This window comes from Nonomuraea sp. B1E8 (assembly GCF_039871515.1).
Classification (GTDB): domain Bacteria; phylum Actinomycetota; class Actinomycetes; order Streptosporangiales; family Streptosporangiaceae; genus Nonomuraea.
Map to the genome: position 1 here is coordinate 358801 of NZ_JBDPLS010000002.1, position 23635 is coordinate 382435.

The following is a 23635-nucleotide window of genomic DNA, read 5'->3' on the forward strand; positions in this document are numbered from 1 at the left end:
TCAATTATCGCTGGTTATCCGCTGGTCGATGACGCGTTTGAGTTTGCCGGCCGACCGCTCCAGCGTCTCCGGGTCCACCACCTCGACCTCCACGCTCACGCCCACGGTCGCCTTGACCAGGTGGCGCAGCGCCGCGCCCGCCTCCGGCCCGCCCGCGAAACCGGGGCGGGCCTCGACCCTGACCGTCATCACGTCGAGCCGCCCGGGGCGGGTCAGGTGGAGCTGGAAGTGCGGTGACAGGCCGGGCGTACGCAGCACCAGCTCCTCGATCTGGGTAGGGAACACGTTCACGCCCCGCAGGATGATCAGGTCGTCGGTGCGTCCGGTCACCTTCTCCATCCGGCGGAAGGCGGGCCGGGCGGTGCCGGGCAGCAGCCTGGTCAGGTCCCGGGTGCGGTAGCGGATGACGGGCATGGCCTCCTTGGTGAGGCTGGTGAAGACCAGCTCGCCCGACTCGGCCTGCTCGCCGGTGAGGGGATCGACCGTCTCGGGGTAGAAGTGGTCCTCCCAGACGTGCAGGCCGTCCTTGCTCTCCACGCACTCGTTGGCCACGCCGGGCCCCATCACCTCCGACAGCCCGTAGATGTCGACGGCGTGCAGGTCGAAGCGGTCCTCGATCTCCTCGCGCATCCGCTCGGTCCACGGCTCGGCGCCGAAGATCCCGATCCGCAGGGAGGACGCGCGCGGGTCCAGCCCGCGCGCCTCGAACTCGTCCAGCAGGGCCAGCATGTACGACGGCGTGACCATGACGATGCCGGGCCGGAAGTCGGTGATGAGCTGGACCTGCCGCGCCGTCATCCCGCCGGAGACGGGCACCACGGTGCAGCCCAGCCGCTCGGCGCCGTAGTGGGCGCCCAGACCTCCGGTGAACAGGCCGTACCCGTAGGCCACGTGTACGATGTCGCCGGGCCGCCCTCCGGAGGCGCGGATCGACCGGGCCATGACGTCGGCCCACACGTCGATGTCGTTCCTGGTGTAGCCGACCACGGTCGGCCGGCCGGTGGTGCCGCTGGAGGCGTGGATCCTGGCCACCTGCTCGCGCGGCACGGCGAACATGCCGAACGGGTAGCTGTCGCGGAGGTCCTCCTTCGTGGTGAAGGGGAACCGGGCCAGGTCGCCGAGCTCCACGCAGTCGTCCGGGTGCACGCCCGCCTCGTCGAACTTCCTCCGGTAGAGGGGGACGTCGCGGTAGGCGTGGTGGAGGGTGCGGCGCAGCCGTTCGAGCTGGAGCGCCATGAGCTCGTCGCGCGAGACCCGCTCGATCGGGTCGAGCTCGTCCGGGCCGGGGGGATCTCCTCGTCTCACGTCGACTCCCGGCTCCGGCCGCGGAACTCCGCGACCACCTGACCGTCCGGCCGGCTCATCTGGTCGGTCACGGTCATGTGGCACACCGCGCGTCCCTCGCCCAGCTCCATCAGCTCGATGCCCAGGGCGGCGGAGGCGGTGTCGGCGTCCATCATGCGACGCGCGCTCTCCAACGCAGCTCTCCCTTGTCAACTGACCGAATGTTCGGTAAACACTTCACCGTCCGGACGATCGCTGTCAAGAGGGTGAGCACCATGTTCGAACAGCACCGCGAGACCCTGGAGAAAGCCCTTTCCGCGATCGCCGGACGCGGTTACTGGAGCGCCTACCCCGAATCGCCCAGTCCGCGCGTCTACGGCGAGGGCGCGGCCGAGCGCGGCAAGGAGGCCTTCGAGTCGTACCTCGGCAAACCCTTCCCCCTCGACCAGCCGGGCACCGGGGCCTGGCTCGGCGCGGAGCGCTCGCCGTACGGGATCGACCTCGGCGTCACCTACCCGGAGCCGGTCGCCGGCGATCTGATCGAGGCCGCGAAGGCCGCGCTGCCCGCCTGGCGCGACGCCGGGCCGGAGGCGCGTGCGCTGGCCTGCGTCGAGATCGTCGACCGGATCAACAAGCGCGGGTTCGAGCTGGCCAACGCGGTGCAGCACACCACCGGGCAGGCGTTCGTGATGGCCTTCCAGGCGGGCGGGCCGCACGCGCAGGACCGCGCGCTGGAGGCCGTCGCCTACGCCTACGCCGCCATGACCTCCTCGGCCGCCGCCGCCCGCTGGGAGAAACCGGCCAAGGGCGAGCCGCTGGTGATGGAGAAGCGCTTCACCGTCGTGCCCAGGGGCGTCGCGCTCGTGATCGGCTGCAACACGTTCCCGACGTGGAACGCCTACCCGGGGCTGTTCGCCTCGCTCGCCACCGGCAACCCGGTGATCGTCAAGCCGCATCCGCGCGCCGTGCTGCCGCTCGCGATCACGGTCCAGATCGCCCGCGAGGTGCTGGCCGAGGCCGGGTACGACCCCGCCCTCGTCACACTGGCCGCCGAGGAGGGCAACGGCCTGGCCAGGACGCTGGCGACGCACCCCGACATCCGCATCGTGGACTTCACCGGGTCGACGGAGTTCGGCGACTGGCTGGAGCGGAACGCCACGCAGGCGCTCGTGCACACCGAGAAGGCCGGGGTCAACACGGTGGTCATCGACTCCACCGACTCCTGGAAGGGCATGCTGGGCAACCTGGCGTTCTCGTTGTCGCTCTACAGCGGCCAGATGTGCACGGCCCCCCAGAACATCCTCGTCCCCTCGGGAGGCATCGAGACCGACGAGGGGCACAAGAGCTTCGACGAGGTCGCCGCCGGGCTCGCGGCCGCCGTCGGGAAGCTGCTCGGCGACGACGCCCGCGCGGTCGAGCTGACCGGCGCGCTCGTCAACCCCGACGTGCTGGCCAGGGTGGAGGCTGCGCCGTCGCTCGGCGAGGTGGTGCTGGAGTCGCGGGCGCCCGCGCATCCGGCGTTCCCCGACGCCGTGATCAGGACGCCGGTGATCGTCCGGGTCGATCCCGACCAGCCGGACGTCTACGGGCGCGAGCACTTCGGACCCGTCTCGTTCGTCATCCCCACGGGCTCGACGCGGGAGAGCCTCGACGTGCTGCGCCGCACGATCAAGGCCCGCGGCGCGCTCACCGCCTCCGCCTACTCCACCTCCTCCGACGTGCTCGACGAGGCCGAGCGCGCCGCCCTCGACGCCGGCGTCAACCTGTCGTGCAACCTGACCGGCGGCGTCTTCGTCAACCAGTCGGCCGCGTTCAGCGACTACCACGGCAGCGGCGCCAACCCGGCGGCCACGGCCTCACTCACCGACCCCGGTTACGTCGCGGGCCGCTTCCATGTGGTGCAATCCAGGCGACCGGCATGATTCCCCCACGCGAGGAGTGACATGACTGAGGTGTACCTGGTCGGCGGCGTGCGCACCCCCATGGGAAGGTACGGCGGCGCGCTGGCCGACGTGCGCCCCGACGACCTGGCGGCGCTGGTCGTCGGCGAGGCGGTGCGCCGCAGCGGCGCCGGCCCCGAGGCGTTCGACGAGGTGATCCTGGGCGCCGCCAACCAGGCGGGCGAGGACAACAGGAACGTCGCCCGCATGGCCACCCTGCTGGCCGGGCTGCCCGCGACGACGCCCGCGTACACCGTCAACCGGCTCTGCGCCAGCGGCCTGACCGCGATCGTCTCGGCCGCGCAGGCGGTGCGCGCGGGCGAGGCGGACCTCGTGGTGGCCGGCGGCGTCGAGTCCATGACCCGGGCCCCCTGGGTGATGGCCAAACCGGGCACGCCGTGGGCGAAACCGGGCGAGGTGGCCGACACCTCGCTCGGGTGGCGCTTCGCCAACCCGCGCTTCGACGCGCGCACCACGATGTCGATGGGCGAGACGGCCGAGGAGGTGGCCGCGCTCGACGGCATCACGAGGGAGGAGTCCGACGCCTGGGCGCTGCGCAGCCACACCCGGGCGGTGGCGGCCGCCAAGGAGGGCCGCTTCGCCGCCGACCTCGTCCCGGTCGGCGAGGTCACCGCCGACGAGGGCCCGCGCCCCGACACCTCGATGGAGCGCCTGGCGAAACTCAGGACGATCTTCCGTGCGGGCGGCGTCGTCACGGCGGGCTCGTCGTCCCCGCTCTCCGACGGCGCGGCGGCCGTGGTGGTCGCGAGCGAGGAGGCCGTACGCCGGCACGGACTGACGCCGCGGGCGAGGATCGTCGCCGGCGCGTCCGCGGGCGTGGAGCCACACCTGATGGGGCTGGGCCCGGTCCCGTCGACGAAGAAGGCCCTGGCCCGCGCCGGCTGGGGGTCCGCCGACACCGTCGAGATCAACGAGGCGTTCGCGCCGCAGCTGCTCGCCTGCGTGCGCCGGCTCGGCCTGGATCCCGAGACGGTCAACGCCGACGGCGGCGCCATCGCGCTCGGCCATCCGCTGGGCTGCTCGGGCGCCCGCCTGGTCGTCACGCTGCTCGGCCGGATGGAGCGCGAGTCCGGCCGGCGCGGGCTGGCCAGCCTCTGCGTGGGCGTGGGCCAGGGCGTCGCGATGCTGGTGGAGGCCCCATGAACGTGGCCGTGATCGGCGGCGGGCGGATGGGCGCGGGCATCGCGCAGGTCTTCCTGGCCGCGGGCGACCACGTCACCGTACAAGAGCCGCGGGCCGAGGCGGCCAGGCGGCGCATCGCCGAGGGCCTGGCCGTCGCCGAGTCCAAGGGTTCGGTGAACAGGGATGAGGCGCTGGCCCGCCTGGTCATGGCCGAGGTGCCCGCGGACGCCGACCTGGTGATCGAGGCGGTGCCCGAGGACGCGGCGCTCAAGGTCCGGGTGCTGGCCGAGGCCGAGGCCAGGGCCGGGGACGACGCCGTGCTGGCCACCAACACCAGCTCGCTGTCCATCGCCGAGCTGGCCGCCGCCCTCGACCGCCCCGAGCGCCTGATCGGCCTGCACTTCTTCAACCCCGTCCCGGTCCAGCGGCTGGTCGAGATCGTCGTCACCGGGTCCACCCCGGCCGCCGTGCTCGACCGGGCGAGAGGGCACGTCGAGCGCATCGGCAAGACCAGCGTGGTGGTCAACGACTCGCCGGGGTTCGCCACCAGCCGGCTGGGGGTGCTGCTCGGGCTGGAGGCCGTCCGCATGGTGGAGGAGGGCGTCGCCTCGGCCGAGGACATCGACACGGCGATGACGCTCGGCTACGGCCATCCGATGGGGCCGCTCAAGCTGAGCGACCTGGTGGGCCTGGACGTGCGGCTGGCCATCGCCGGCTATCTGCACGCCCGGCTCGGACCCCGCTTCGAGCCGCCCGCGCTGCTGCGGGAGAAGGTGGCCGCCGGTGAGCTGGGCCGCAAGACCGGGAAGGGCTTCTACCAGTGGTGATGTGAGGAGGGTGCGCGATGGCCAAGCCGTTCGCCTCGTCGGCGGATCTCGGTGAGAAGCGGCAGTCCCTGGAGACCCTGGCCGAGGGCGTCTACGCGCTCACGGCCGAGGGCGACCCCAACGTGGGCGCCGTCGAGGGAGAGGACTTCCTGGTCTGCTTCGAGGCCCTCGCGACGCCCGTGGCGGCCCGCGCGTGGCTGGCCAGGCTGCGCGAGCACACGGACAAGCCGATCCGGTACCTGGTGCTGTCGCACTACCACGCGGTGAGGGTGCTGGGCGCCTCCGCGTTCGGCGCCGACGTGATCGTGGCGCACGAGAAGACCCGCGAGCTGATCGCCGAGCGCGGCGATCAGGACTGGGCCAGCGAGTACGCCAGGATGCCCCGCCTGTTCAAGGAGCCCGCCTCGATCCCGGGGCTGACCTGGCCGACGGCGACGTTCAGCGACAGGTTCACCATCGACCTGGGCGGCGACCGCGGCGACCTGGTGCTGTACCACTGCGGCCGCGGCCACACCGAGGGCGATCTGGTGGCGTGGCTGCCCCGGCAGCGCATCCTGTTCGCCGGCGACCTGGTCGAGTCGCAGGCGGCCCTCTACACCGGCGACGCCTTCCACCGCGACTGGGCGTCGTCCACCCTCGACCGCGTGGCGGCGTTCGGGGCCGAGACGCTGGTCGGCGGCAGGGGAGCGGTGGCGCGCGGCGCGGGGGAGGTCGAGGCGGCCGTCGGCCAGACGCGCGACTTCCTCGCCGTCATGCTGCGCGAGGTGGGCGCGGCGGGCACGCTGAAGGAGGCGTTCGAGCGTACCCACCGGGCCCTGGAGCCCCGCTACGGCTCCTGGCCGATCTTCGAGCACTGCCTGCCCTTCAACGTCTCCAGGCTCTGGGACGAGCTGCACGGCGTCGAGCGCCCGCGCGTGTGGACCGCGGAACGCGACCGCGAGGTCTGGGACGAGCTTCAGTCATGAACGCCGGAAGGTCGCCGGGACGCGAAGCGTCCCCGCAGGTGGGGAGGTCTCTTCCTTTGTCCGGGGTATGCGGGGTGTCCCCGCAGGTCGAGGCGGCCCCGCAGGTGATCGTCATCGGGGCGGGCCCTGTCGGGCTGAGCGCCGCGCTGTTGCTGGCCCGCTGGGGTGTGCGGGTGCTGGTGCTCGACCAGCGCGCGGAGCGGGGGCGGGGCGGATCGAAGTCGATCTGCCAGCAGCGTGACGTGCTGGACATCTGGTGCGCCGCCGGCGCGGGCCAGGTGGCCGAGGAGGGTCTGGCCTGGACCACCGCCCGCACCTACTACCGCGGCCGCGAGCTGTTCTCGTGGTCGTTCGAGCGCGAGGGCCCGCTGCCGGCCTGCGTGAACATCTCCCAGACCCGCACCGAGCAGATCCTCGACGCGGCCGTGGCCGCGCAGCCGCTCATCGAGGTGCGCTGGAACCACGAGGTCACCGGCATCACCCAGGACGCCCGCGGCGTCACCGTGCACTGCGGCGGCCGGCTGCTGCGCGCGCCCTACGCGGTGGCCTGCGCGGGCGCCAGGGCCCAGCGGGTACGCGAGGCGCTCGGCGTCACGTTCGACGGGGAGACGTACGACGACCAGTTCCTGATCTGCGACATCAGAACCGACCTGCCCGGCTGGGAGAACGAGCGCCGCTTCTACTTCGACCCCGTGTGGAACCCGGGCCGGCAGGTGCTGATCCATCCGTGCCCCGGCGGGACGTTCAGGATCGACTGGCAGATCGCGCCCGACTTCATCCCGACGGACGAGGACAGGGCGCGGAACATCAGGAAGGTCGTCGGGGACCGGCCGTACGAGTTGTTGTGGCACAGCACGTACCGCTTCCACTCGCGGCTGGCCTCCCGCATGCGCGCGGGCCGCGTGCTGCTCGCGGGCGACTGCGCCCACCTGGTGGCGCCGTTCGGGGCGCGCGGGCTCAACTCGGGTGTCCCCGACGCCGAGAACGCGGCCTGGAAGCTGGCTTTCGTGCTCAACGGCTGGGCGGGGGAGGAACTGCTCGAGAGCTACCACATCGAACGGCACGCGGCCGCGCTGGAGAACCTGGAGGTGACCGCCGCCACCATGCGGTTCATCGCGCCCAGGACCGTGGAGGAGCGGATGCGCCGGCGGGCCGCGCTGGAGGGCGGGCTGGTCGCGGAGATCGACTCGGGCCGGTTCGCGGAGCCCTTCTGGTACGTGGACTCGCCGCTCACGACGCCGGATCCGGCCCGGCCGTTTCCCGGCAGGCCGCCCAAGGGTTCACGCTGCGTGCCCGCACCAGGGGTGATCCTCCCGGACGTGCCGTTGCCCGAGGGGAGGCTGCGCGATTTCTGCCGGGACGGTTTCCTGCTCCTGCTGGGCGATATGTGCGATTCGCGTTTGTTTGTACAGGTCTTGGGCAAGGTCAAGAGGGCACCGCTCGCCGTACGTGGGTTCGCGGAGATGGACGGGACAGGCTCGCTCGCCAAGAAGCTCGGCGCCGGGCCCGATGAGGCATGGCTCATCAGGCCCGACTCCCACATCGCCGCGATCATCCCCCATGCGGGTCCGGAGTCGGTGGCGGTCGCTCTGAGTCGCGCTCTTGGCGACTTTCCCGACATTTGACCCCTAGAGGAGGACTGCGTGACTGGCCGTAGCTCGTTTCTGATCGTCGCGAACCGGTTGCCGGTGGACCGTACGATCGAGCCTGACGGAACGGCCTCGTGGCGCAGGAGTCCTGGCGGGCTCGTCACCGCGATCGCACCGGTGATGAAGCGCCGCCACGGAGCCTGGGCCGGCTGGCACGGGGCGCCCGACGAGAAGCTGGAGCCGTTCGAGCAGAACGGCATGAACCTCGTCCCGATCCCGCTGTCCGCCAGCGAAGTTGAGCTGTACTACGAGGGCTTCTCCAACGCCACCCTGTGGCCGCTGTACCACGACGTCGTGGCGCCGCCGGTCTACCACCGGGAGATGTGGGAGGCCTACCGCTCGGTCAACGAGCGGTTCGCCGCCGCTGCCGCCGACGCCGCCGAGCAGGGCGCGGTCGTGTGGGTGCAGGACTATCAGTTGCAGCTGGTGCCCGCGATGCTCCGCAGATTGCGGCCCGACCTGCGGATCGGGTTCTTCCTGCACATCCCGTTCCCGCCGACGGAGCTGTTCTGGCGGCTGCCCTGGCGCAAGGAACTGGTCGAAGGGCTGCTCGGGGCCGATCTCGTGGGCTTCCAGCTGCCCGGTGGCGCCTCCAACTTCCGCAGGTTGTGCCGGCGGCTGCTCGGGCTGCCGTACAAGGGGAACGAGATCTTCCTCGACGACCGCATCGTGACCACGCAGGCGTTCCCGATCTCCGTGGACTTCGCGCACCTCGACTCGCTCGTACGCGAGCCGCACATCGCGGCGCGGGCCAAGGAGATCAGGGTCGAGCTGGGCGACCCCGAGCACGTGCTGCTCGGCGTCGACCGCCTCGACTACACCAAGGGCATCGGCCAGCGCCTGGAAGCGTTCGGCGAGCTGCTCAAGGACGGGCGGCTGCGGCCGAACGAGGCGGTGTTCGTGCAGATCGCCACGCCGAGCAGGGAACGGGTGGAGGAGTATCGGCGCCTGCGCGACGACATCGAACTGCAGGTGGGCCGGATCAACGGCGAGCACGCGCAGCTCGGCTACCAGCCCGTGCAGTATTTCCACCAGTCGTACGACCAGGAGGAGCTGGCCGCGCTCTATCTCGCCGCCGACGTCATGGTCGTCACCCCGCTGCGTGACGGGATGAACCTGGTGGCCAAGGAGTACGTCTCCTGCCACCACGACCTGAACGGCGCGCTGGTGCTCAGCGAGTTCACCGGGGCGGCGGACGAGCTGCGCCAGGCGTACCTGGTCAACCCGTACGACGTGGAGGACGTCAAGCGCCAGATGATGGCGGCGATGCGGGCCACGCCGCACGAGCTGGCCCGGCGGATGCGCACCATGCGCCGCCGGGTGGCCACCTACGACGTGGACCGCTGGGCGAGCGAGTTTCTCAATGCCCTGGAGTCACCTGCTTCACAGCCTTCCACGCGTCGTAACGCTTCTTGGCGGTCCGGTTGACCACGATCTGAGCCACGGACATGCCGACGCCCATGAGGACGGCGTAGCCGATGGCCTCGCCCAGGCTGACCTCGGGTGAGTCGGTGTCGACAGGAGGCTCCTTGCCGGTCGCCTTCACCCAGACGAACCCGAGGAGCTTCCTGGCCGCCCAGGCCGTCACGAGCCCCACCAAGCCGCCGATGACCCGCCAGGCCACGTCTGGCTTGTCCTCCGCCATACCGATCTCCCTTCCCGTTGGTAACGAACACTAGTCTGTACCGCTTGCCGCGCGCCGAAGCCGTAGCATAAGGAGGCATGACTCAACAGCGACCAGGCCATGCCTCCATGCCGGAAAAGCCGACTCTCGATGGCTTGGAGCAGGTATGGGTAGCTCGTTGGGACGCTGAGGGCACCTACCGCTTCGACAGGTCCGCGCCGCGCGAGCAGGTCTACTCCATCGACACGCCGCCGCCGACCGTGTCGGGCTCGCTGCACATCGGGCACGTCTTCTCCTACACCCACGCCGACATCATGGCCCGCTACCAGCGGATGACCGGAAAGTCGGTGTTCTACCCCATTGGCTGGGACGACAACGGCCTGCCGACCGAGCGCCGCGTGCAGAACGTCTACGGCGTGCGCTGCGACCCGTCGCTGCCCTACGACCCTGACTTCGTCCCGCCGGACAAGCCGGGCAAGCACGAACTCCCCGTCTCGCGGCGCAACTTCGTGGAGCTGTGCCACGAACTGACCGCACTCGACGAGCAGGCGTTCGAGGAGGTGTGGCGGCGGGTCGGCCTGTCGGTCGACTGGTCGTTGCTCTACACCACGATCAGCGACGAGTCCCGGGCGGTCTCCCAGCGGGCGTTCCTGCGCAACCTGAGGCGCGGCGAGGCCTACCTCGCCGAGGCGCCCACGCTGTGGGACGTCAGCTTCCGCACCGCCGTCGCGCAGGCCGAGCTGGAGGACCGCGAATGGCCCGGCGCCTTTCACAAGATCTCCTTCTACGGCGAGCGGGGTCCGGTCTGGATCGAGACGACCAGGCCCGAGCTGATCCCGGCGTGCGTGGCGCTGGTCGCGCACCCCGACGACGAGCGTTACCAGCCGCTGTTCGGCACGTCGGTGCTGACGCCGCTGTTCGGCGTCGAGGTGCCGGTGCTGGCCCACCGCCTGGCCGAGCCCGACAAGGGCACCGGCATCGCGATGATCTGCACGTTCGGCGACGTCACCGACGTGACCTGGTGGCGCGAGCTGCGGCTGCCGGCCCGGCCGGTCATCGGCTGGGACGGCCGGCTGCTGCCGGAGCCGCCCGAGGGCGTCGACGCCGAGCCGTACAAAGAGCTGGCGGGCAAGACCGTCCACAGCGCGCGCGAGCGCATCGTGGAGCTGCTGCGCGAGTCCGGTGACCTGGAGGGCGAGCCCCGTCCGGTGCAGCGCACGGTGAAGTTCTACGAGCGCGGCGACAAGCCGCTGGAGATCGTCACCACCCGCCAGTGGTACATCCGCAACGGCGGCCGTGACGAGGAGCTGCGCGAGCGGCTGCTGGAGCGGGGCAGCGAGCTGGCGTGGCACCCGCCGCACATGCGCGTGCGCTACGACAACTGGGTGCAGGGGCTCACCAGCGACTGGCTGATCTCCCGCCAGCGCTTCTTCGGCGTGCCCTTCCCGGTCTGGTATCCGGTCGACGAGTCCGGGCAGCCCGTCCACGACGCGCCGATCCTGCCGGCCGAGGACACCCTGCCGGTCGACCCGTCCTCCGACGTGCCGCCCGGCTACACCGAGGACCAGCGCGGCGTGCCCGGCGGGTTCGTGGCCGACCCCGACGTCATGGACACCTGGGCGACCTCGTCGCTGACACCGCAGATCGCCGGCCGCTGGGAGAGCGACGACGACCTGTTCAAGCGGGTCTTCCCGGCCGACCTGCGCCCGCAGGCGCACGAGATCATCCGCACCTGGCTGTTCTCGACCGTGGTCAGGTCGCACTACGAGTTCGGCGGGCTGCCGTGGAGCGACGTGGCGATCTCGGGGTGGATCCTCGACCCCGACCGCAAGAAGATGTCCAAGTCGAAGGGCAACATCGTCGTCACCCCGCTCGACCTGCTGGAGAAGCACGGCTCCGACGCCGTGCGCTACTGGGCGGCCAACGGGCGCTACGGCGTCGACACCGCCTTCGACGCCGGGCAGCTCAAGATCGGCCGGCGGCTGGCGATCAAGATCCTCAACGCGTCGAAGTTCGTGCTCGGGCTGGCCGGCGGCGAGGGCGACGTCACCGAGCCGCTCGACCTGTCGATGCTGGCGGCCCTGTCCGACGCCGTACGCGAGGCGGGGGAAGGGCTCAGCGCCTACGACCACACCAGGGCGCTGGAGGCCGTCGAGCGCTTCTTCTGGGCGTTCTGCGACGACTACCTCGAGCTGGTCAAGGCCCGCGCCTACGAGTCCGGCCCCGCCGCGGCCTCCGCCCACGCGGCGCTGCGGCAGGCCCTCGACGTGCTGCTGCGGCTGTTCGCGCCGTTCCTCCCCTTCGTGACCGAGGAGGTGTGGTCGTGGTGGCGCGAGGGCTCGGTCCACCGCGCGCCGTGGCCCCGGGCCGAACGCGGCGACGGTGACCCGGCGGTGCTGGCCGTGGCCTCAGAGGTGCTCGGGCGGGTGCGCAAGGCCAAGTCGGAGGCCAAGCTGTCGATGCGGGCCGAGGTCAGCAGGCTGACCGTCACGGGGCCCGAGACCGCACTCGTGCGGCAGGCCCAGGACGACCTGTGCGCGGCGGGCAACGTCGAGGAGTTCGTCCTGGAACACGGTGACGCGCTGCACGTCGAGGTCCATCTGGGCTGACGTCCCTGCGCCGGTCGGTCGCGGCGGAGTGGCGTCCGCGCACACTCCGCCGCCCCTGCGAGGCAGGCGCCGGCCGCCCGCGACCGGTCGCCCTGGCACCGGACGGCCACGGTGTCTGGGCAGCTCGCGGGCGATCACGCCAAGGGCGATAACCGCGCGCATCCGCCGCCAGGACATGCCAGTCTTGAACCGTGCTTCCCGACCGCCCAACCACTCTCGTGCCGCCCGTCCTGGCCAAGATGGCCGCATGGTGCGGGTGCCTGATCCTCGTCGGCGTGGTCGTCTACTACTTCGTCCAGGTCATCGCCGGCCTCACGTTCGTGGCGCTGCCCGTGGCGATCGCCCTGCTGCTGACCGCGTTGCTGTTCCCGCTGACCAACGCCCTGCGCAACGCCGGCATGCGGCCCATCTACGCCACCTGGCTCACCATGCTGGTGGCGCTGGCCGTGCTGGCCGGCACCGGCTGGCTCGTCGGGGCGCGGGCCAGCGAGGAGTTCCCCAACCTCGTCCGGCAGGTCCAGGAGACCGCCAGATCCGTGCAGGAATGGCTGATCACCGGCCCCCTGCAGCTGCAGGAGGCGCAGATCATCGGCTACGTCGACGAGCTCGTCGCCATGGCCAACGCGCAGCGCACGGCCATCACCGGCACCGTGCTGTCGGCCGGCGCGGTGGCCTTCGAGGTGCTCGCGTCCATCGTGCTGCTGCTCTTCGTGACGTTCTTCCTGCTCAAAGACGGCGACCGCATCTGGGCGTGGTTCCTCAGGGCGTTCGGCGGCGTGGCTCCGCGCGTCGACCGTGCGGGGCGGGCCGCGTGGACCACGCTCTCCCACTACGTCCAGGGCACCGTGGCCGTGGCCGCCGTGCACGGCCTGATCATGGGATTCGTGCTGGCCGGCATGGGAGTCCCGCTGTGGGCGCCGCTGGCCGTGCTGATCTTTTTCGCCAGCTTCATCCCGATCGTCGGCATCTTCTTCGCGGGCACCGTCGCCACCCTCGTCACGCTGGGCGCCAAAGGCCTGATCTTCGCGCTGATCTTCCTGGGCATCCTCATCATCGAGCAGCAGCTCGAAAACCACGTGCTCCAGCCGCTGATCGTGGGCCGGGCGCTCAACTTCCACCCGCTGGCGATCATCCTGGTGCTGGCCGTCGGGGGCATCCTCGCGGGCATCGCGGGGGCCGCCGTGGCGGTGCCGGTGGCGGCGGTGATCTACCGGGCGCTCCCGGAGCTGCGGTCGAGCCCGACCGCCCTGCCACCACCGGACCACACGTCCCCCGCCCAACCAGAGCCCGCCGCCTCAGGCGACATCCCCGGCCCCCGCCCGGCCGTCGGCTCGGGTGAGACCGGAGACGTCCCCCGGCCCAGGGACGGCGACGCCGACGAGCACACGGACGGCACGGAGGCGCGCTCCGATGCCGCCGCACCACAGGATCGCACCGCCGCCGGCCCGCGGGGTGACGGTTCCGAGCAGGGCGGGGACGACTCCGGTCCACGCTCCTAGGCCGCTTGACCGCCGACACGGAGTAACCTCGTCACCCGTGACGCGTTCCTCCGTGACCGCCCTCCTCGCCGCGGGCGACCCGCCGCCGGGCGCCATCCCGTTGCCGGGTGCTGCCCCGTTGCCCGGCGGTGCCGCGCTGCCGGGCGGCACCGCGCCGCCGAGGGCTGCCCCGTCGCCGGGGCGCCCGCAAGGGCCGCCGAGCCCCGCCCGCCGCAGTCGCCGCAGCAGCGGCTGCGATCGGCCGAACGGCCCGCGCCTCCCCGGCCCCGTGGGCACGACACTCCACCCGCGTGCCTGGTGCAACGGCGGCGCGGGCCGGAAGGCGTACCTTGAGGTTGAGGGGCGAATCGGCGCCCCCGGCGGCCCGGTCGCCGTCCGCGTGGCAGCCCCGTGCATCGAGGTGAACATGGAACACTTCGCCAAGCACGGCGATCGGTCAGGCATCGCCGCCGAACACGACTACGAGGTGAACTCTTGACCAACGCAGGTTCGGGCCCCGAGGTCCTCATCCAGCGGCTCGACGCCGAGCTGCCGATGCCGTCCTACGCCCACCCCGGTGACGCGGGCGCCGACCTCTACGCGGTCGAGGACGTCGAGTTGATGCCCGGCGAGCGGGCCGTCGTCGGCACGGGAGTGGCGATCGCCCTCCCCGACGGCTACGCCGCGTTCGTGCATCCGAGGTCGGGGCTGGCATCCCGGCACGGTGTCACCCTGGTCAACGCGCCCGGCACGGTCGACGCCGGATACCGCGGCGAGATCAGGGTGACGCTGATCAACACCGACGCCAAGGAGCCGTTCCGCCTCCGGCGGGGCGACCGGATGGCGCAGCTCGTGGTCCAGCGGGTGGAGCGCGCGGCCTTCTACGAGGTCCAACGCCTGCCCGGTTCGGTGCGCGGCGCCAACGGATTCGGATCGACAGGACGCTGACCAGCGGGCCGCGCCCCGCGGCCCTTCGACACGGCGGGCCGCCAGGCGGCCCGGTGAGCAAGGAGAGTGAGGAACGTGTTCCGACGTCGTCGTCGTGAGCAGCCGGAACAGGCGATCGAGCAGGAGTCTGCCGCGCCCACCCGAGAGTCCGGCCCGTGGGACGCCGACGAGCCCCACCCCGACACCGACAGGATCGACCTCGGTGGCCTGCGGCTGCCGCACAATCCCGACTTCGACGTACGGCTGGCGTCGGTCGGCGACCAGCACGTCGGCGTCGTGGCCCTGTACGAAGACAGCTCGCTGCAGTTGCAGGCCCTGGCCGCGCCGCGCAGTTCGGGGTTGTGGGACGAGGTCAAGGCCAAGATCCTGGCCCAGGCCAAGCACCTGGAGGAGCAGGAGGGCCCGTTCGGCAGCGAGCTGACCGGCGAGATGAAGGCCGACGGCACCAGCAGGCCCGCCCGCTATCTCGGCATCGACGGGCCGCGCTGGTTCCTGCTCGCGGTGATCTCCGGCAAGGCGGCCATCGACGAGACGGTCGCGACGGCGTACATCGACTTCATCAAGGACGTCGTGGTCGTGCGGGGCGACGAGCCGATGGCGCGCGAGGAGCCGATCCCGCTGCGCCGCCCCAACGAGCCGGGAGCCGAGCAGCAGCAGGAGCAGCAGGGGTTCAACCCGTTCAGGAGAGGGCCGGAGATCAGTGAGATTCGCTGACGGCTGACATCACATAGGCTGGCTCCATCATGAGTACGGCAGAGCCCCAGAAACGCAGGGGATTGCGCGGGTTCTTGAGTCGGCTGGCGTCGTCCCAGTCCGAGATCGAGGCCCAGGAGCTGCGGGAAGACGCCGATGAGGTCGGCGCCACCCCTATCGCCTCGTGTGGCGGGCGCCGGCGCTTCTGCGTGGCGGGTACGCTACGTACAGTGACATTGCGCCCGCGGGGTGGTGCTCCCGCGCTTGAGGCCGAGCTCTATGACGGGTCAGACGTGATCGACCTGGTCTGGCTCGGCCGACGCAAGATTGCGGGCATCGAGCCCGGCCGCACGGTCAAGGCCGAGGGCCTGGTCAGCATGCAGGACGGGCGCAAGGTGATGTTCAATCCGCGTTACGAGCTGCGCCCAGGGAGTTGATCGAGTGAGTGCCGAGGCAGAAGAGGCCGCCCACGACACGGTTGAGGCGGCGGTGCGGGCCCAGCTCGCCAAGGCCTTCGGCGGGGTGCGCGGCATCATCGAGGCGGCGGTCCCCACGATCGCCTTCACGGTGTCCTGGATCACCACGGAAGACCTGAAGCTGTCGTTGATCATCAGCGTCGCCCTGTCGGTCGTGCTGCTGGTGGTCAGGATCGTGCAGCGGTCCACGCCGCAGTTCGTGATCAACAGCCTGATCGGCATCGCGATCGGCGCGTTCTTCGCCAGCCGCACGGGCGACGCGAAAGACTATTTCCTGCCCGGCATCCTCTGGAACGCCACCTACATGCTCGCCATGCTGGCGTCGATCGTCACGCGCTGGCCGGTCGTCGGGTTCCTGATCGGCTCGGTCACGGGCGATCCGACGGCCTGGCACAAGGACCCGGGCATCGTGCGGCTCTGCACCCGGCTGACGTGGCTGCTCCTGTTGCCGTGTGCGGTGCGGGTGGCCGTGCAGGGGCCCGTCTACCTGTTCGGAGGCGGCGATCAGGCGGTGGCGGCGCTCGGGTTCGCCAAGATCGTGATGGGCTGGCCGCTCCAGGTGGCCGCGTTCGCCGCGATGTTGTGGGTGCTCGGCCGCGGCCGCACCCCCGTCAATCCGGTCGCGTCGGCCTGACCCGGCGTTCGGCTCGCCCTACGCGCACTGCTGCGGGAGAGGGCTCAGCGGTCGTCGTGGTCCGGGTCGAAGGCGGTGGGCTCGGCGGGAAGGGTGTAGCGCCTGCCGATGAGGTCGGCGACCCGCTGCCTGCTCTCCGCGGGCCGCGGCTCGTCCGCCCGCTCCAGCTCCGCCACCTCGTCGGCGAGGCCGGCATCCCCGAGGCAGTCGCGGATCCACTGCGAGTAGTCGCCCCTGCGCAGGTGGTGCAGCCAGGTGTCGTCGTCCACGCCCTCGGCCAGCTCGACGAAGGTGTGCAGGTTACGCGCCCGCAACCGCAGCCGCTCGCCGGGCCCGGTGAAGTAGAAGCTCTTGTCCTTGGCCATGGTGCCCGCCGCGTACTTGCGGCGGTGCCGGGTGCGTTCGACGGTCGCGGGCGTCAGGGTGAGGTGCCGGGCCGCCTCGTCGCCGCGTTGCCACAACGCGATGTCGCCATCGGCGACCGGGTCGAGTGAGGGCGCCTCCTGGCCGAGGGCGCCGGCGAACGCGGCGAGCGTGCTTTCGGGCTCCTTGCCCACCGCGATCGTGGTCGTCACCAGGCGCAGCGCCTCGGCGCTCACCGCCTCGGGATGCACGGTGATCATCAGCAACGAGCCGAGGTCGGCGGCCTCGCCCAGCGGCACGCGCCGCACCTCGGCGGGCAGCAGGTGGTGGACCTCGTCGACGACCACCCAGTGCGGGTGGCCGAGCTTGGCGCGCACGCCGGTCAGCCGGGGCAGCAGCTCGGCGAAGTACGCGGGGCGGTCGCGCAGTTGCAGGCCGATCAGGTTGACCACGACGCTCTGCCGTGGCTGCTCCAGCACGTGCGCGACCTCCTCCACGCCGGGCACGCGGTCCGGGTCGCCGAGCACGGTGATGCCCGGGTAGTCGGCGTAGTCGCCTTCGGGATCCACGATCACGCACTGGTAGCCGGCCCCGACGAGCCGCTCCAGCAGCGCCGTCGTCACCGTGGACTTGCCGCTGCCCGAAGGGCCCGCCACCAGGAGCCCGGAGCCGTACGGCCGCAGCCGCACCTCCTCGCCGTCGCGATGGCCGAGCAGGACGTGGTGGCGCGGCACATCCACCGCGTCCAGGTCGCCCGAGAGCATCATCCCGGCCAGCTCGGCCACCCCGTCGCCGGCCTCACCCGCCAGGCGCAGGTCGCACGAGTCCCTGAGCGCGGGCAGCGCGTTGGCGACGGCGGCGCCGCACTCGGCGGAGGTCAGGAACGCGTGGTCGTTCTCCCCGTCGCCGACCGCGACCGTGCTGTGCGCCGACAGCGACAGCCGGTCGAGGGCGGCGGCCAGGCCGCTCGCCTTGTTCACGCCTGGCGGCAGCACCATGACGGCGCCCTTGTTGTAGATCACCTGCAGCTCCAGCCCGAGCTCGCGGATGGCCGCCAGGACGTGTACGTCGTGCGGTTCGCGCGTGGCGACCACCACCTGCCCCACGCCCAGCGGGCTGACCCCTTCGCGGCGCAGCCGGTCGGCCAGCGCGGCGGGCGGAGGGGCGGCCAGGGTGTCGCAGGTGCGCTGTCCCGGGTCGTACAGCAGGCCGCCGTTCTCGGCGACGATCAGGTCGAACAGGCCGGGGTGCGGGAACACGGAGAGCAGGTCGTCGAGCTCGCGTCCGGTGACCAGCACGAGTTCGATGCCGGCGCGGGAGAGCCGCTCCAGTGCCTCGATCGTCGTCTCGGCCACGTGGCCCGCGCGGGCCAGCGTCTCGTCATAGTCACAAGCAAGCACGTTGTGGCGCATGGGTTCCCCCTACCCGCCGATCGCGGGACATCCAGCCGGGAGCGGAAAGTCGCAGACGGTAAAGACCTCGGGAAGTAACCCTTAAGTACGTGATCCGCTACGGAGGGTAAGAAAACTGGCGGAACTGCCCTCTCACCCGTACGGGAGCCATCATGCTCAGAAGCGTTGTCGCCGCCCTTGCCCTGACCACCGCGGCCCTGCTGCTCGCGGCCGTGCCCGCCATCGCCGATGACGACACCGATCCGCAGAACCTGACCTGCGGCAAGAACATCAGTAGCGAGACATACGTCGACATTCCCTACCAGTCGCCGCGTAGCCACAGATTCTGCGCCGACAAGGACGACCCCAACCGGTTCAACGAGTTCGTCTGGGAGTCCTGAAAGGCGGCGCGACCCCCTCGTGCGCCGCTCGCGAGGGGGCCTTCCGTCAGTGCTGCGACAGCAGGTGGGCCAGCTCCTGCTCGACTTCCTGGTTGGCCACGAAGAGCAACTCGTCGCCCGCCTCCAGCGGATCGTCCGCCGTGGGGACGAGCACCCGCCCCTCGCGCAGGATCGCCACCAGGGCGGCGTCGACGGGCCACGGCACCGAGCCGGCCCGATGACCCACCACAGGGGCGTCGTCGGCGAGGGTGAGCTCGACCAGGTTGGCCTGCCCCTGGCGGAACGTCATCAGGCGCACCAGATCACCGACGCTCACCGCCTCCTCCACCAGCGCGCTCAGCAGGCGCGGGGTCGAGACGGCCACGTCGACGCCCCACGACTCGTTGAACAGCCACTCGTTGTTGGGGTGGTTGATGCGGGCGACCACGCGCGGCACGCCGTATTCGGTCTTGGCCAGGAGCGACACCACCAGGTTGACCTTGTCGTCGCCGGTGGAGGCCACCACGACGTGGCAGTTGTTGAGCCCGGCCTCGTCGAGGGAGGCGATCTCGCAGGCGTCGGCGAGCAGCCACTCCGCGCGCGGCACGCTGTCGATCTTGATGGCACCGGGGTCGATGTCGATGAGCAGCACGTCGTGGCCGTTCTCCAGGAGCTCGGCCGCGATGGAGCGGCCCACGGCGCCCGCTCCGGCGATGGCGACGCGCATCAGTCTTCCTCTTCCGGTGCCGCGGCGAGCACCTTGTTGATCCGGTCCATGTCGCTCTCGGCGGCGATGACGTGCAGCACGTCGCCCTCCTGCACCACCGTGTCGGGCCCGATGGTCACGGCCTCGCCCATGCGGTTGACGAAGGCGACGCGTGCCCGCGCCCGCTCCTCGAGCTCGACGACGCGGGTGCCGATCCAGGCCGGGTGCGCGGCCGCCTCGGCCAGGACGACGGTGCCGGTGGGGTCGCGCCAGAGCGGCTCGGCGCCCTCAGGGAGGATGCGGCGCATGATCTGGTCGGCGGTCCAGCGCACGGTCGCCACCGTCGGGATGCCCAGCCGCTGGTAGACCTCGGCCCGGCGGGGGTCGTAGATGCGGGCCACCACGTTGTCGACGCCGAACGTCTCACGCGCCACGCGGGCGGAGATGATGTTGGAGTTGTCGCCGCTGGAGACCGCCACGAACGCGGTCGCGGACTCGACGCCCGCCTCGGTGAGCACGTCGCGATCGAAGCCCACACCCGTCACCCGCCGCCCGCGGAACCCGGCCCGCAGCCGCCGGAACGCCTGAGGGTCGCGGTCGATGATGGCGACGGAATGACCGTCGTCTTCGAGGATGTGCGCGAGGGTCGAACCCACCCGGCCACATCCCATGATCACAATATGCATTTCCCCCCGCATGTCCGCGGTCGGCAGGTTGCTCGACACCAGTATGGCCCGATGGGGGCTGCCGTGTTCGATCCCCCTGGCAGAGGACTAGCATCTCGTTACGTGTCGAAGGTGACGGATCTCGTCAAACGCGTGCTCGTGGGACGTGCCTTGCGTAGCGGGCAACTTCACGAGCAGCTCCTGCGAAAACGCATCGCCCTGCCCGTCTTCGCGAGTGACGCCCTCTCGTCCGTGGCGTACGCGCCCCAGGAGATCCTCGTCATCCTCTCGCTCGCCGGCGCCTCCTTCTACGCCTACAGCCCGTGGGTGGCGCTCGCCGTCGTGGTCGTGATGCTCACGGTCGTGGCGTCGTACCGGCAGAACGTGCACGCCTACCCCAGCGGCGGCGGCGACTACGAGATCGCGACCACCAACCTCGGCAGCAACGCCGGGCTCACCGTGGCCAGCGCTCTCATGGTCGACTACGTGCTGACCGTCGCGGTGTCCGTCGCCAACGGCGTCGACTACGTCGGCGCCACGATCCCGTTCGTGGGCCAGCACAAGACCGCCGTCGCCGTCGGCATCGTCGTCCTGCTGACCGTGGTGAACCTGCGCGGCATCCGCGAGTCGGGTGCCGCGTTCGCCGTCCCGACGTACGCGTTCATGGCCGCCGTCCTCGGGCTGATCGCCTGGGGCGGGTTCCGGCTGCTGGTCCTGGGCGAGCAGATCCAGGCGCCCAGCGCCCACTTCACCATCAAGCCCGAGCAGACCGACCTCACGGCCTTCGCCGCGGCGTTCCTGATCCTGCGCGCGTTCTCCTCCGGCTGCGCGGCCCTGACCGGCGTCGAGGCCATCAGCAACGGCGTGCCCGCGTTCAGGAAGCCCAAGGGCAAGAACGCCGCCACCACGCTGCTGATGATGGGGCTGGTGGCGATCAGCATGTTCAGCGGCATCATCGCCCTCGGCCTGGCGTCAGGGGTGAAGGTGGCCGAGCCGTCGGTGGTCGCCGAGGACCTGCTCAGGCCGGACGGCACGCCCGTCGGTCCCGATTACTACCAGCAGCCGATCATCTCCCAGGTGGCCGACGCGGTGTTCGGGGGCGGGTCGTTGCCGTTCGTCGTCGTCTCGGCGGTGACGGCGCTGATCCTCTTCCTGGCCGCCAACACGGCCTTCAACGGCTTCCCCGTGCTCGGCTCGATCCTGGCGCAGGACCGATACCTGCCGCGCCAGCTGCACACCCGCGGCGACCGGCTGGCCTTCTCCAACGGCATCGTCATTCTGGCACTCGGCGCGTGCCTGCTCCTCTGGGGGTTCGACGCGGACGTCAGCCGCCTGCTCAACCTCTACATCGTCGGGGTCTTCGTCTCGTTCACGCTGAGCCAGACCGGCATGGTCATCCACTGGACCCGCCATCTGAAGACCGAGACCGAGCCCAGGATCCGGCACCAGATGCACCGCTCCCGCGCGATCAACTCCTTCGGGGCGATCATGACGGGGTTGGTGCTCATCGTCGTGCTGCTGACGAAGTTCGTGGTCGGGGCGTGGATCGTGGTGATCGTGATGCCGATGCTGTTCCTCACGATGAAAGGCATCAGGCGTCACTACGACAACGTGGCGGCCGAGCTGGAGATCACCGAGGACTACGAGCCGGCCATGCTGCCCGCGCGCAACCACGCGATCGTGCTGGTCTCGAAGATCCACAAGCCGACCATGCGCGCCCTCGCGTACGCCCGCGTCACCCGGCCGTCCACGCTGGAGGCCGTCACCGTGGGCGTCGAAGGAGAGGAGGCGCGCAGGCTGCAGGAGGAGTGGGAACGCCTGGGCATCCCGGTGCCGCTCAAGATGCTCGACTCGCCCTACCGCGAGATCACCCAGCCCGTCCTCGACTACGTCAAGACGCTGCGCAGGCGCTCACCGCGCGACGTGGTGACCGTGTTCATCCCCGAATACGTGGTCGGCCACTGGTGGGAGCACCTGCTGCACAACCAGAGCGCGCTCCGGCTGAAGGCGCGCCTGCTGTTCAAGCCGGGAGTCATGGTGACCAGCGTGCCCTGGCAGCTGCACTCCTCCGACCGGCTCAAGGGCAGGCCCGAGCCGTTCGCGCCCGGCGCGGTGCGGCGTCCCGCGCAGCAGAGCGACGACGAGGGGCGGGTCAGTTCCCGCTGATCAGCGCGCGCAGCCTGCCGGTGTCGTCCGCGCTCCAACCCGGCGGCGGGGCCACGGCGGCCCACCCGTCCACGACGTCGGAGTTGTAGCGGTGCCCGTGCCCGGGCGGCACCGACAGCGCGGCCGTCATGTCCACCAGCACCTGCCAGAACGTCACCAGCGGGAACCAGTTCATCTGCGGGTTCATGCCCGGCGCCCGCGGCTCCTCCAGCCAGGCCGGCCTGCGGTAGATCAGCTCCGGCGTCCACCACACCACCGGGTCGGAGGCGTTCTGCAGGTAGACCACGCGAGGGTGCGGCCACGGGCCGGGCGGGCGGCTCAGGTCGGCGGGCCGCTGGGCGAACCTGGCCGTCCTGCCGCCGTCGTAGACCGGCCGCCACACCGGGCTGCCGGGTTCGCGGTCCTCGGTGAGCCGCCGCCAGATCGGGTCGGCGTTCGGCGGCCCGACGAACAACCCACCGTCCGTCCTGGCCGCCATGTCGTCCAGGTCGCCGAACGCCCGCTCCAGCTCGTACGAGCCCAGGCTCTCCCCCGACACCACCAGCCGCGGCCGGTCATCGGGCGGCAGCAGGGCCAGCCGGGCGTGCACCGCCTCGAACAACGCCTTGCCCGCGGCCGCCGCCCTGCCCCTGTCGACCAGGAACGACACCCAGCTCGGCAGGTAGGAGTACTGGACCGCGACCATGGCGGAGCGGCCGTTGTACATGTATTCGAGCGCGTCGGCGATGTGCTCGTCCACCCAGCCGGTGCCGGTGGTGCCGAGCACGGCGATGATCGGCCGGTCGAACGCGCCGGTGCGCTCCAGCTCGCGCACGGCCAGCGCCGCCTGCGCCTCGGGCGAGGCCGCGGCCTCGAGGCCGACGTAGACCCTGACGGGCTCGGCGGCCGGACGGCCGGAGAAGGCGGTCAGCAGGGCGGGGGTGACGGCGCTGCCGGCGAAACTACGGCCCTCCCTGCCCAGCGACTCCCAGCTCACCAGCGAGCCCGGGCCGCCCGACAGGGAACGCGACGAGGGCGGGCGCACGCCCGGATTGGTGCCCTTGTTGGCGACCGAGGAGACGTCGCTCACCCTGGCCACGAACCCGGAGAACAGCACGTCGTTCGCCAGCACCCCCACCAGGACGGCGATGACGAGCACACCGATGGCGTGCCCCGCGTACGACGGCAGGAACCGGTCCAGCCAGCCGATCAGCCTGCGGCCGCCCAGGCGTACCAGCCTGCACAGGAACAGGATCACGGCGAACAGGCCGAGGGCCACGGCGAGGATCACCGGCGGGAACCAGGTGATCCGCGTGTCCATGCCCATGAGCGCCCGCAGGTCGCGCTGCCAGTCGTAGCTGTACCAGAGCGTGATCGCGGCCACCGCGGCGCAGCCCGCGATCAGGACCTGCCAGGCGATCCACCGTGCCCGCTCGGACGGACGGTAGCGGATCACCGAACGCGCCAGCGCGCCCAGCGCCGCGCCCGCCGCATAGCCGATGATCCCGGTTACGGCGCCCATGACCCCCTGCAGGAGCCATGTGCGGGGCAGCAACGACGGCGTCAGCGAGGCGCAGGCGAACAGCACGGCCAGGAGCGTTCCCCCGAATCCGAGCCGCCGTCGTACCACCCGCCCCTCGTTCACGATCACCTAGGGTAACCGCTCGCCCGTGGCGGACGTCGCCGCCCCCGCCCGTGACCGCCCGCCGCGCCCG

At 71.2% G+C, this 23635-nt stretch carries 22 protein-coding genes; 15 read left to right on the forward strand and 7 right to left on the reverse strand.

Going from position 1 to position 23635, the window contains the following annotated elements; genetic code table 11:
- Both paaK and ABGA98_RS10640 read right to left on the reverse strand, forming a co-directional pair.
- Positions 1-1305, reverse strand: a complete 1305-nt coding sequence (gene paaK, locus ABGA98_RS10635) for a phenylacetate--CoA ligase PaaK (RefSeq protein ID WP_347618031.1) — start codon at positions 1303-1305, stop codon at positions 1-3.
- Positions 1302-1478, reverse strand: a complete 177-nt coding sequence (locus tag ABGA98_RS10640) for a hypothetical protein (RefSeq protein WP_347618032.1) — start codon at positions 1476-1478, stop codon at positions 1302-1304. The genes paaK and ABGA98_RS10640 overlap by 4 nt, the downstream gene beginning before the upstream one ends.
- A gap of 81 nt (positions 1479-1559) precedes the next feature.
- On the opposite strand from ABGA98_RS10640, the gene paaN reads away from it, so the two are divergent.
- The 6 genes from paaN to ABGA98_RS10670 all read left to right on the forward strand — a co-directional run bounded on the left by paaN (position 1560) and on the right by ABGA98_RS10670 (position 9236).
- Positions 1560-3206, forward strand: coding sequence for a phenylacetic acid degradation protein PaaN (gene paaN / locus ABGA98_RS10645; protein WP_347618033.1), 1647 nt, complete (start codon positions 1560-1562; stop codon positions 3204-3206).
- Positions 3207-3227: 21 nt separating this feature from the next.
- Positions 3228-4388, forward strand: coding sequence for a thiolase family protein (locus tag ABGA98_RS10650; protein WP_347618034.1), 1161 nt, complete (start codon positions 3228-3230; stop codon positions 4386-4388).
- Positions 4385-5194: a 3-hydroxyacyl-CoA dehydrogenase family protein gene (locus ABGA98_RS10655; RefSeq protein WP_347618035.1), complete on the forward strand. Its 810-nt coding sequence runs from the start codon at positions 4385-4387 to the stop codon at positions 5192-5194. The genes ABGA98_RS10650 and ABGA98_RS10655 overlap by 4 nt, the downstream gene beginning before the upstream one ends.
- A 17-nt stretch (positions 5195-5211) precedes the next feature.
- A complete protein-coding gene (locus tag ABGA98_RS10660; RefSeq protein WP_347618036.1) occupies positions 5212-6159 on the forward strand; it encodes an MBL fold metallo-hydrolase in 948 nt (315 codons plus the stop codon).
- Between the two features lie 74 nt (positions 6160-6233).
- Complete coding sequence (locus ABGA98_RS10665; RefSeq protein ID WP_347618037.1) at positions 6234-7784, forward strand: FAD-dependent oxidoreductase; 1551 nt, start codon at positions 6234-6236, stop codon at positions 7782-7784.
- 18 nt (positions 7785-7802) lie between these two features.
- Positions 7803-9236, forward strand: a complete 1434-nt coding sequence (locus tag ABGA98_RS10670; RefSeq protein WP_347618038.1) for a trehalose-6-phosphate synthase — start codon at positions 7803-7805, stop codon at positions 9234-9236.
- Here ABGA98_RS10670 and ABGA98_RS10675 read toward each other — a convergent pair.
- The gene (locus ABGA98_RS10675; RefSeq protein ID WP_347618039.1) at positions 9169-9453 is read right to left on the reverse strand and encodes a DUF4235 domain-containing protein; all 285 of its coding nucleotides are present in this window, start codon (positions 9451-9453) and stop codon (positions 9169-9171) included. The genes ABGA98_RS10670 and ABGA98_RS10675 overlap by 68 nt on opposite strands.
- Positions 9454-9560: 107 nt before the next feature.
- Here ABGA98_RS10675 and valS point away from each other — a divergent pair, with 107 nt between their 5' ends.
- From valS to ABGA98_RS10710, 7 genes are all read left to right on the forward strand, one after another.
- The gene (valS, locus tag ABGA98_RS10680; RefSeq protein WP_347618342.1) at positions 9561-12041 is read left to right on the forward strand and encodes a valine--tRNA ligase; all 2481 of its coding nucleotides are present in this window, start codon (positions 9561-9563) and stop codon (positions 12039-12041) included.
- A 191-nt stretch (positions 12042-12232) separates the two neighbouring features.
- Positions 12233-13540, forward strand: coding sequence for an AI-2E family transporter (locus ABGA98_RS10685; protein ID WP_347618040.1), 1308 nt, complete (start codon positions 12233-12235; stop codon positions 13538-13540).
- Positions 13541-13577: 37 nt separating this feature from the next.
- A complete protein-coding gene (locus ABGA98_RS10690; RefSeq protein ID WP_347618041.1) occupies positions 13578-14018 on the forward strand; it encodes a PaaI family thioesterase in 441 nt (146 codons plus the stop codon).
- Entirely contained in the window at positions 14015-14467 is a 453-nt protein-coding gene (gene dut / locus ABGA98_RS10695; protein WP_347618042.1) for a dUTP diphosphatase, read from the forward strand. The genes ABGA98_RS10690 and dut overlap by 4 nt, the downstream gene beginning before the upstream one ends.
- Positions 14468-14542: 75 nt before the next feature.
- Positions 14543-15181, forward strand: a complete 639-nt coding sequence (locus ABGA98_RS10700; RefSeq protein ID WP_347618043.1) for a DUF3710 domain-containing protein — start codon at positions 14543-14545, stop codon at positions 15179-15181.
- A gap of 29 nt (positions 15182-15210) precedes the next feature.
- Complete coding sequence (locus ABGA98_RS10705) at positions 15211-15597, forward strand: OB-fold nucleic acid binding domain-containing protein (RefSeq protein WP_347618044.1); 387 nt, start codon at positions 15211-15213, stop codon at positions 15595-15597.
- A gap of 4 nt (positions 15598-15601) precedes the next feature.
- The gene (locus ABGA98_RS10710; RefSeq protein WP_347618045.1) at positions 15602-16270 is read left to right on the forward strand and encodes a DUF3159 domain-containing protein; all 669 of its coding nucleotides are present in this window, start codon (positions 15602-15604) and stop codon (positions 16268-16270) included.
- A gap of 44 nt (positions 16271-16314) precedes the next feature.
- Here the strand turns inward: ABGA98_RS10710 and ABGA98_RS10715 are convergent, their stop codons facing one another.
- Positions 16315-18045, reverse strand: a complete 1731-nt coding sequence (locus ABGA98_RS10715; protein ID WP_347618046.1) for an HAD-IIB family hydrolase — start codon at positions 18043-18045, stop codon at positions 16315-16317.
- Between the two features lie 152 nt (positions 18046-18197).
- Between ABGA98_RS10715 and ABGA98_RS10720 the strand changes: the two genes are divergently transcribed.
- Positions 18198-18425 (forward strand): hypothetical protein, encoded by a 228-nt coding sequence (locus tag ABGA98_RS10720; protein ID WP_347618047.1) that lies wholly within the window; start codon positions 18198-18200, stop codon positions 18423-18425.
- A gap of 46 nt (positions 18426-18471) precedes the next feature.
- Here the strand turns inward: ABGA98_RS10720 and ABGA98_RS10725 are convergent, their stop codons facing one another.
- Positions 18472-19131: a TrkA family potassium uptake protein gene (locus ABGA98_RS10725; RefSeq protein ID WP_347618048.1), complete on the reverse strand. Its 660-nt coding sequence runs from the start codon at positions 19129-19131 to the stop codon at positions 18472-18474.
- Positions 19131-19796, reverse strand: a complete 666-nt coding sequence (locus ABGA98_RS10730; RefSeq protein WP_347618049.1) for a TrkA family potassium uptake protein — start codon at positions 19794-19796, stop codon at positions 19131-19133. The genes ABGA98_RS10725 and ABGA98_RS10730 overlap by 1 nt, the downstream gene beginning before the upstream one ends.
- A 102-nt stretch (positions 19797-19898) precedes the next feature.
- On the opposite strand from ABGA98_RS10730, the gene ABGA98_RS10735 reads away from it, so the two are divergent.
- The gene (locus tag ABGA98_RS10735; RefSeq protein ID WP_347618050.1) at positions 19899-21941 is read left to right on the forward strand and encodes an APC family permease; all 2043 of its coding nucleotides are present in this window, start codon (positions 19899-19901) and stop codon (positions 21939-21941) included.
- Here the strand turns inward: ABGA98_RS10735 and ABGA98_RS10740 are convergent.
- Positions 21928-23565: an alpha/beta-hydrolase family protein gene (locus ABGA98_RS10740; protein ID WP_347618051.1), complete on the reverse strand. Its 1638-nt coding sequence runs from the start codon at positions 23563-23565 to the stop codon at positions 21928-21930. The two genes, ABGA98_RS10735 and ABGA98_RS10740, sit on opposite strands and share 14 nt — an antisense overlap.
- Positions 23566-23635 lie beyond the last annotated feature (70 nt).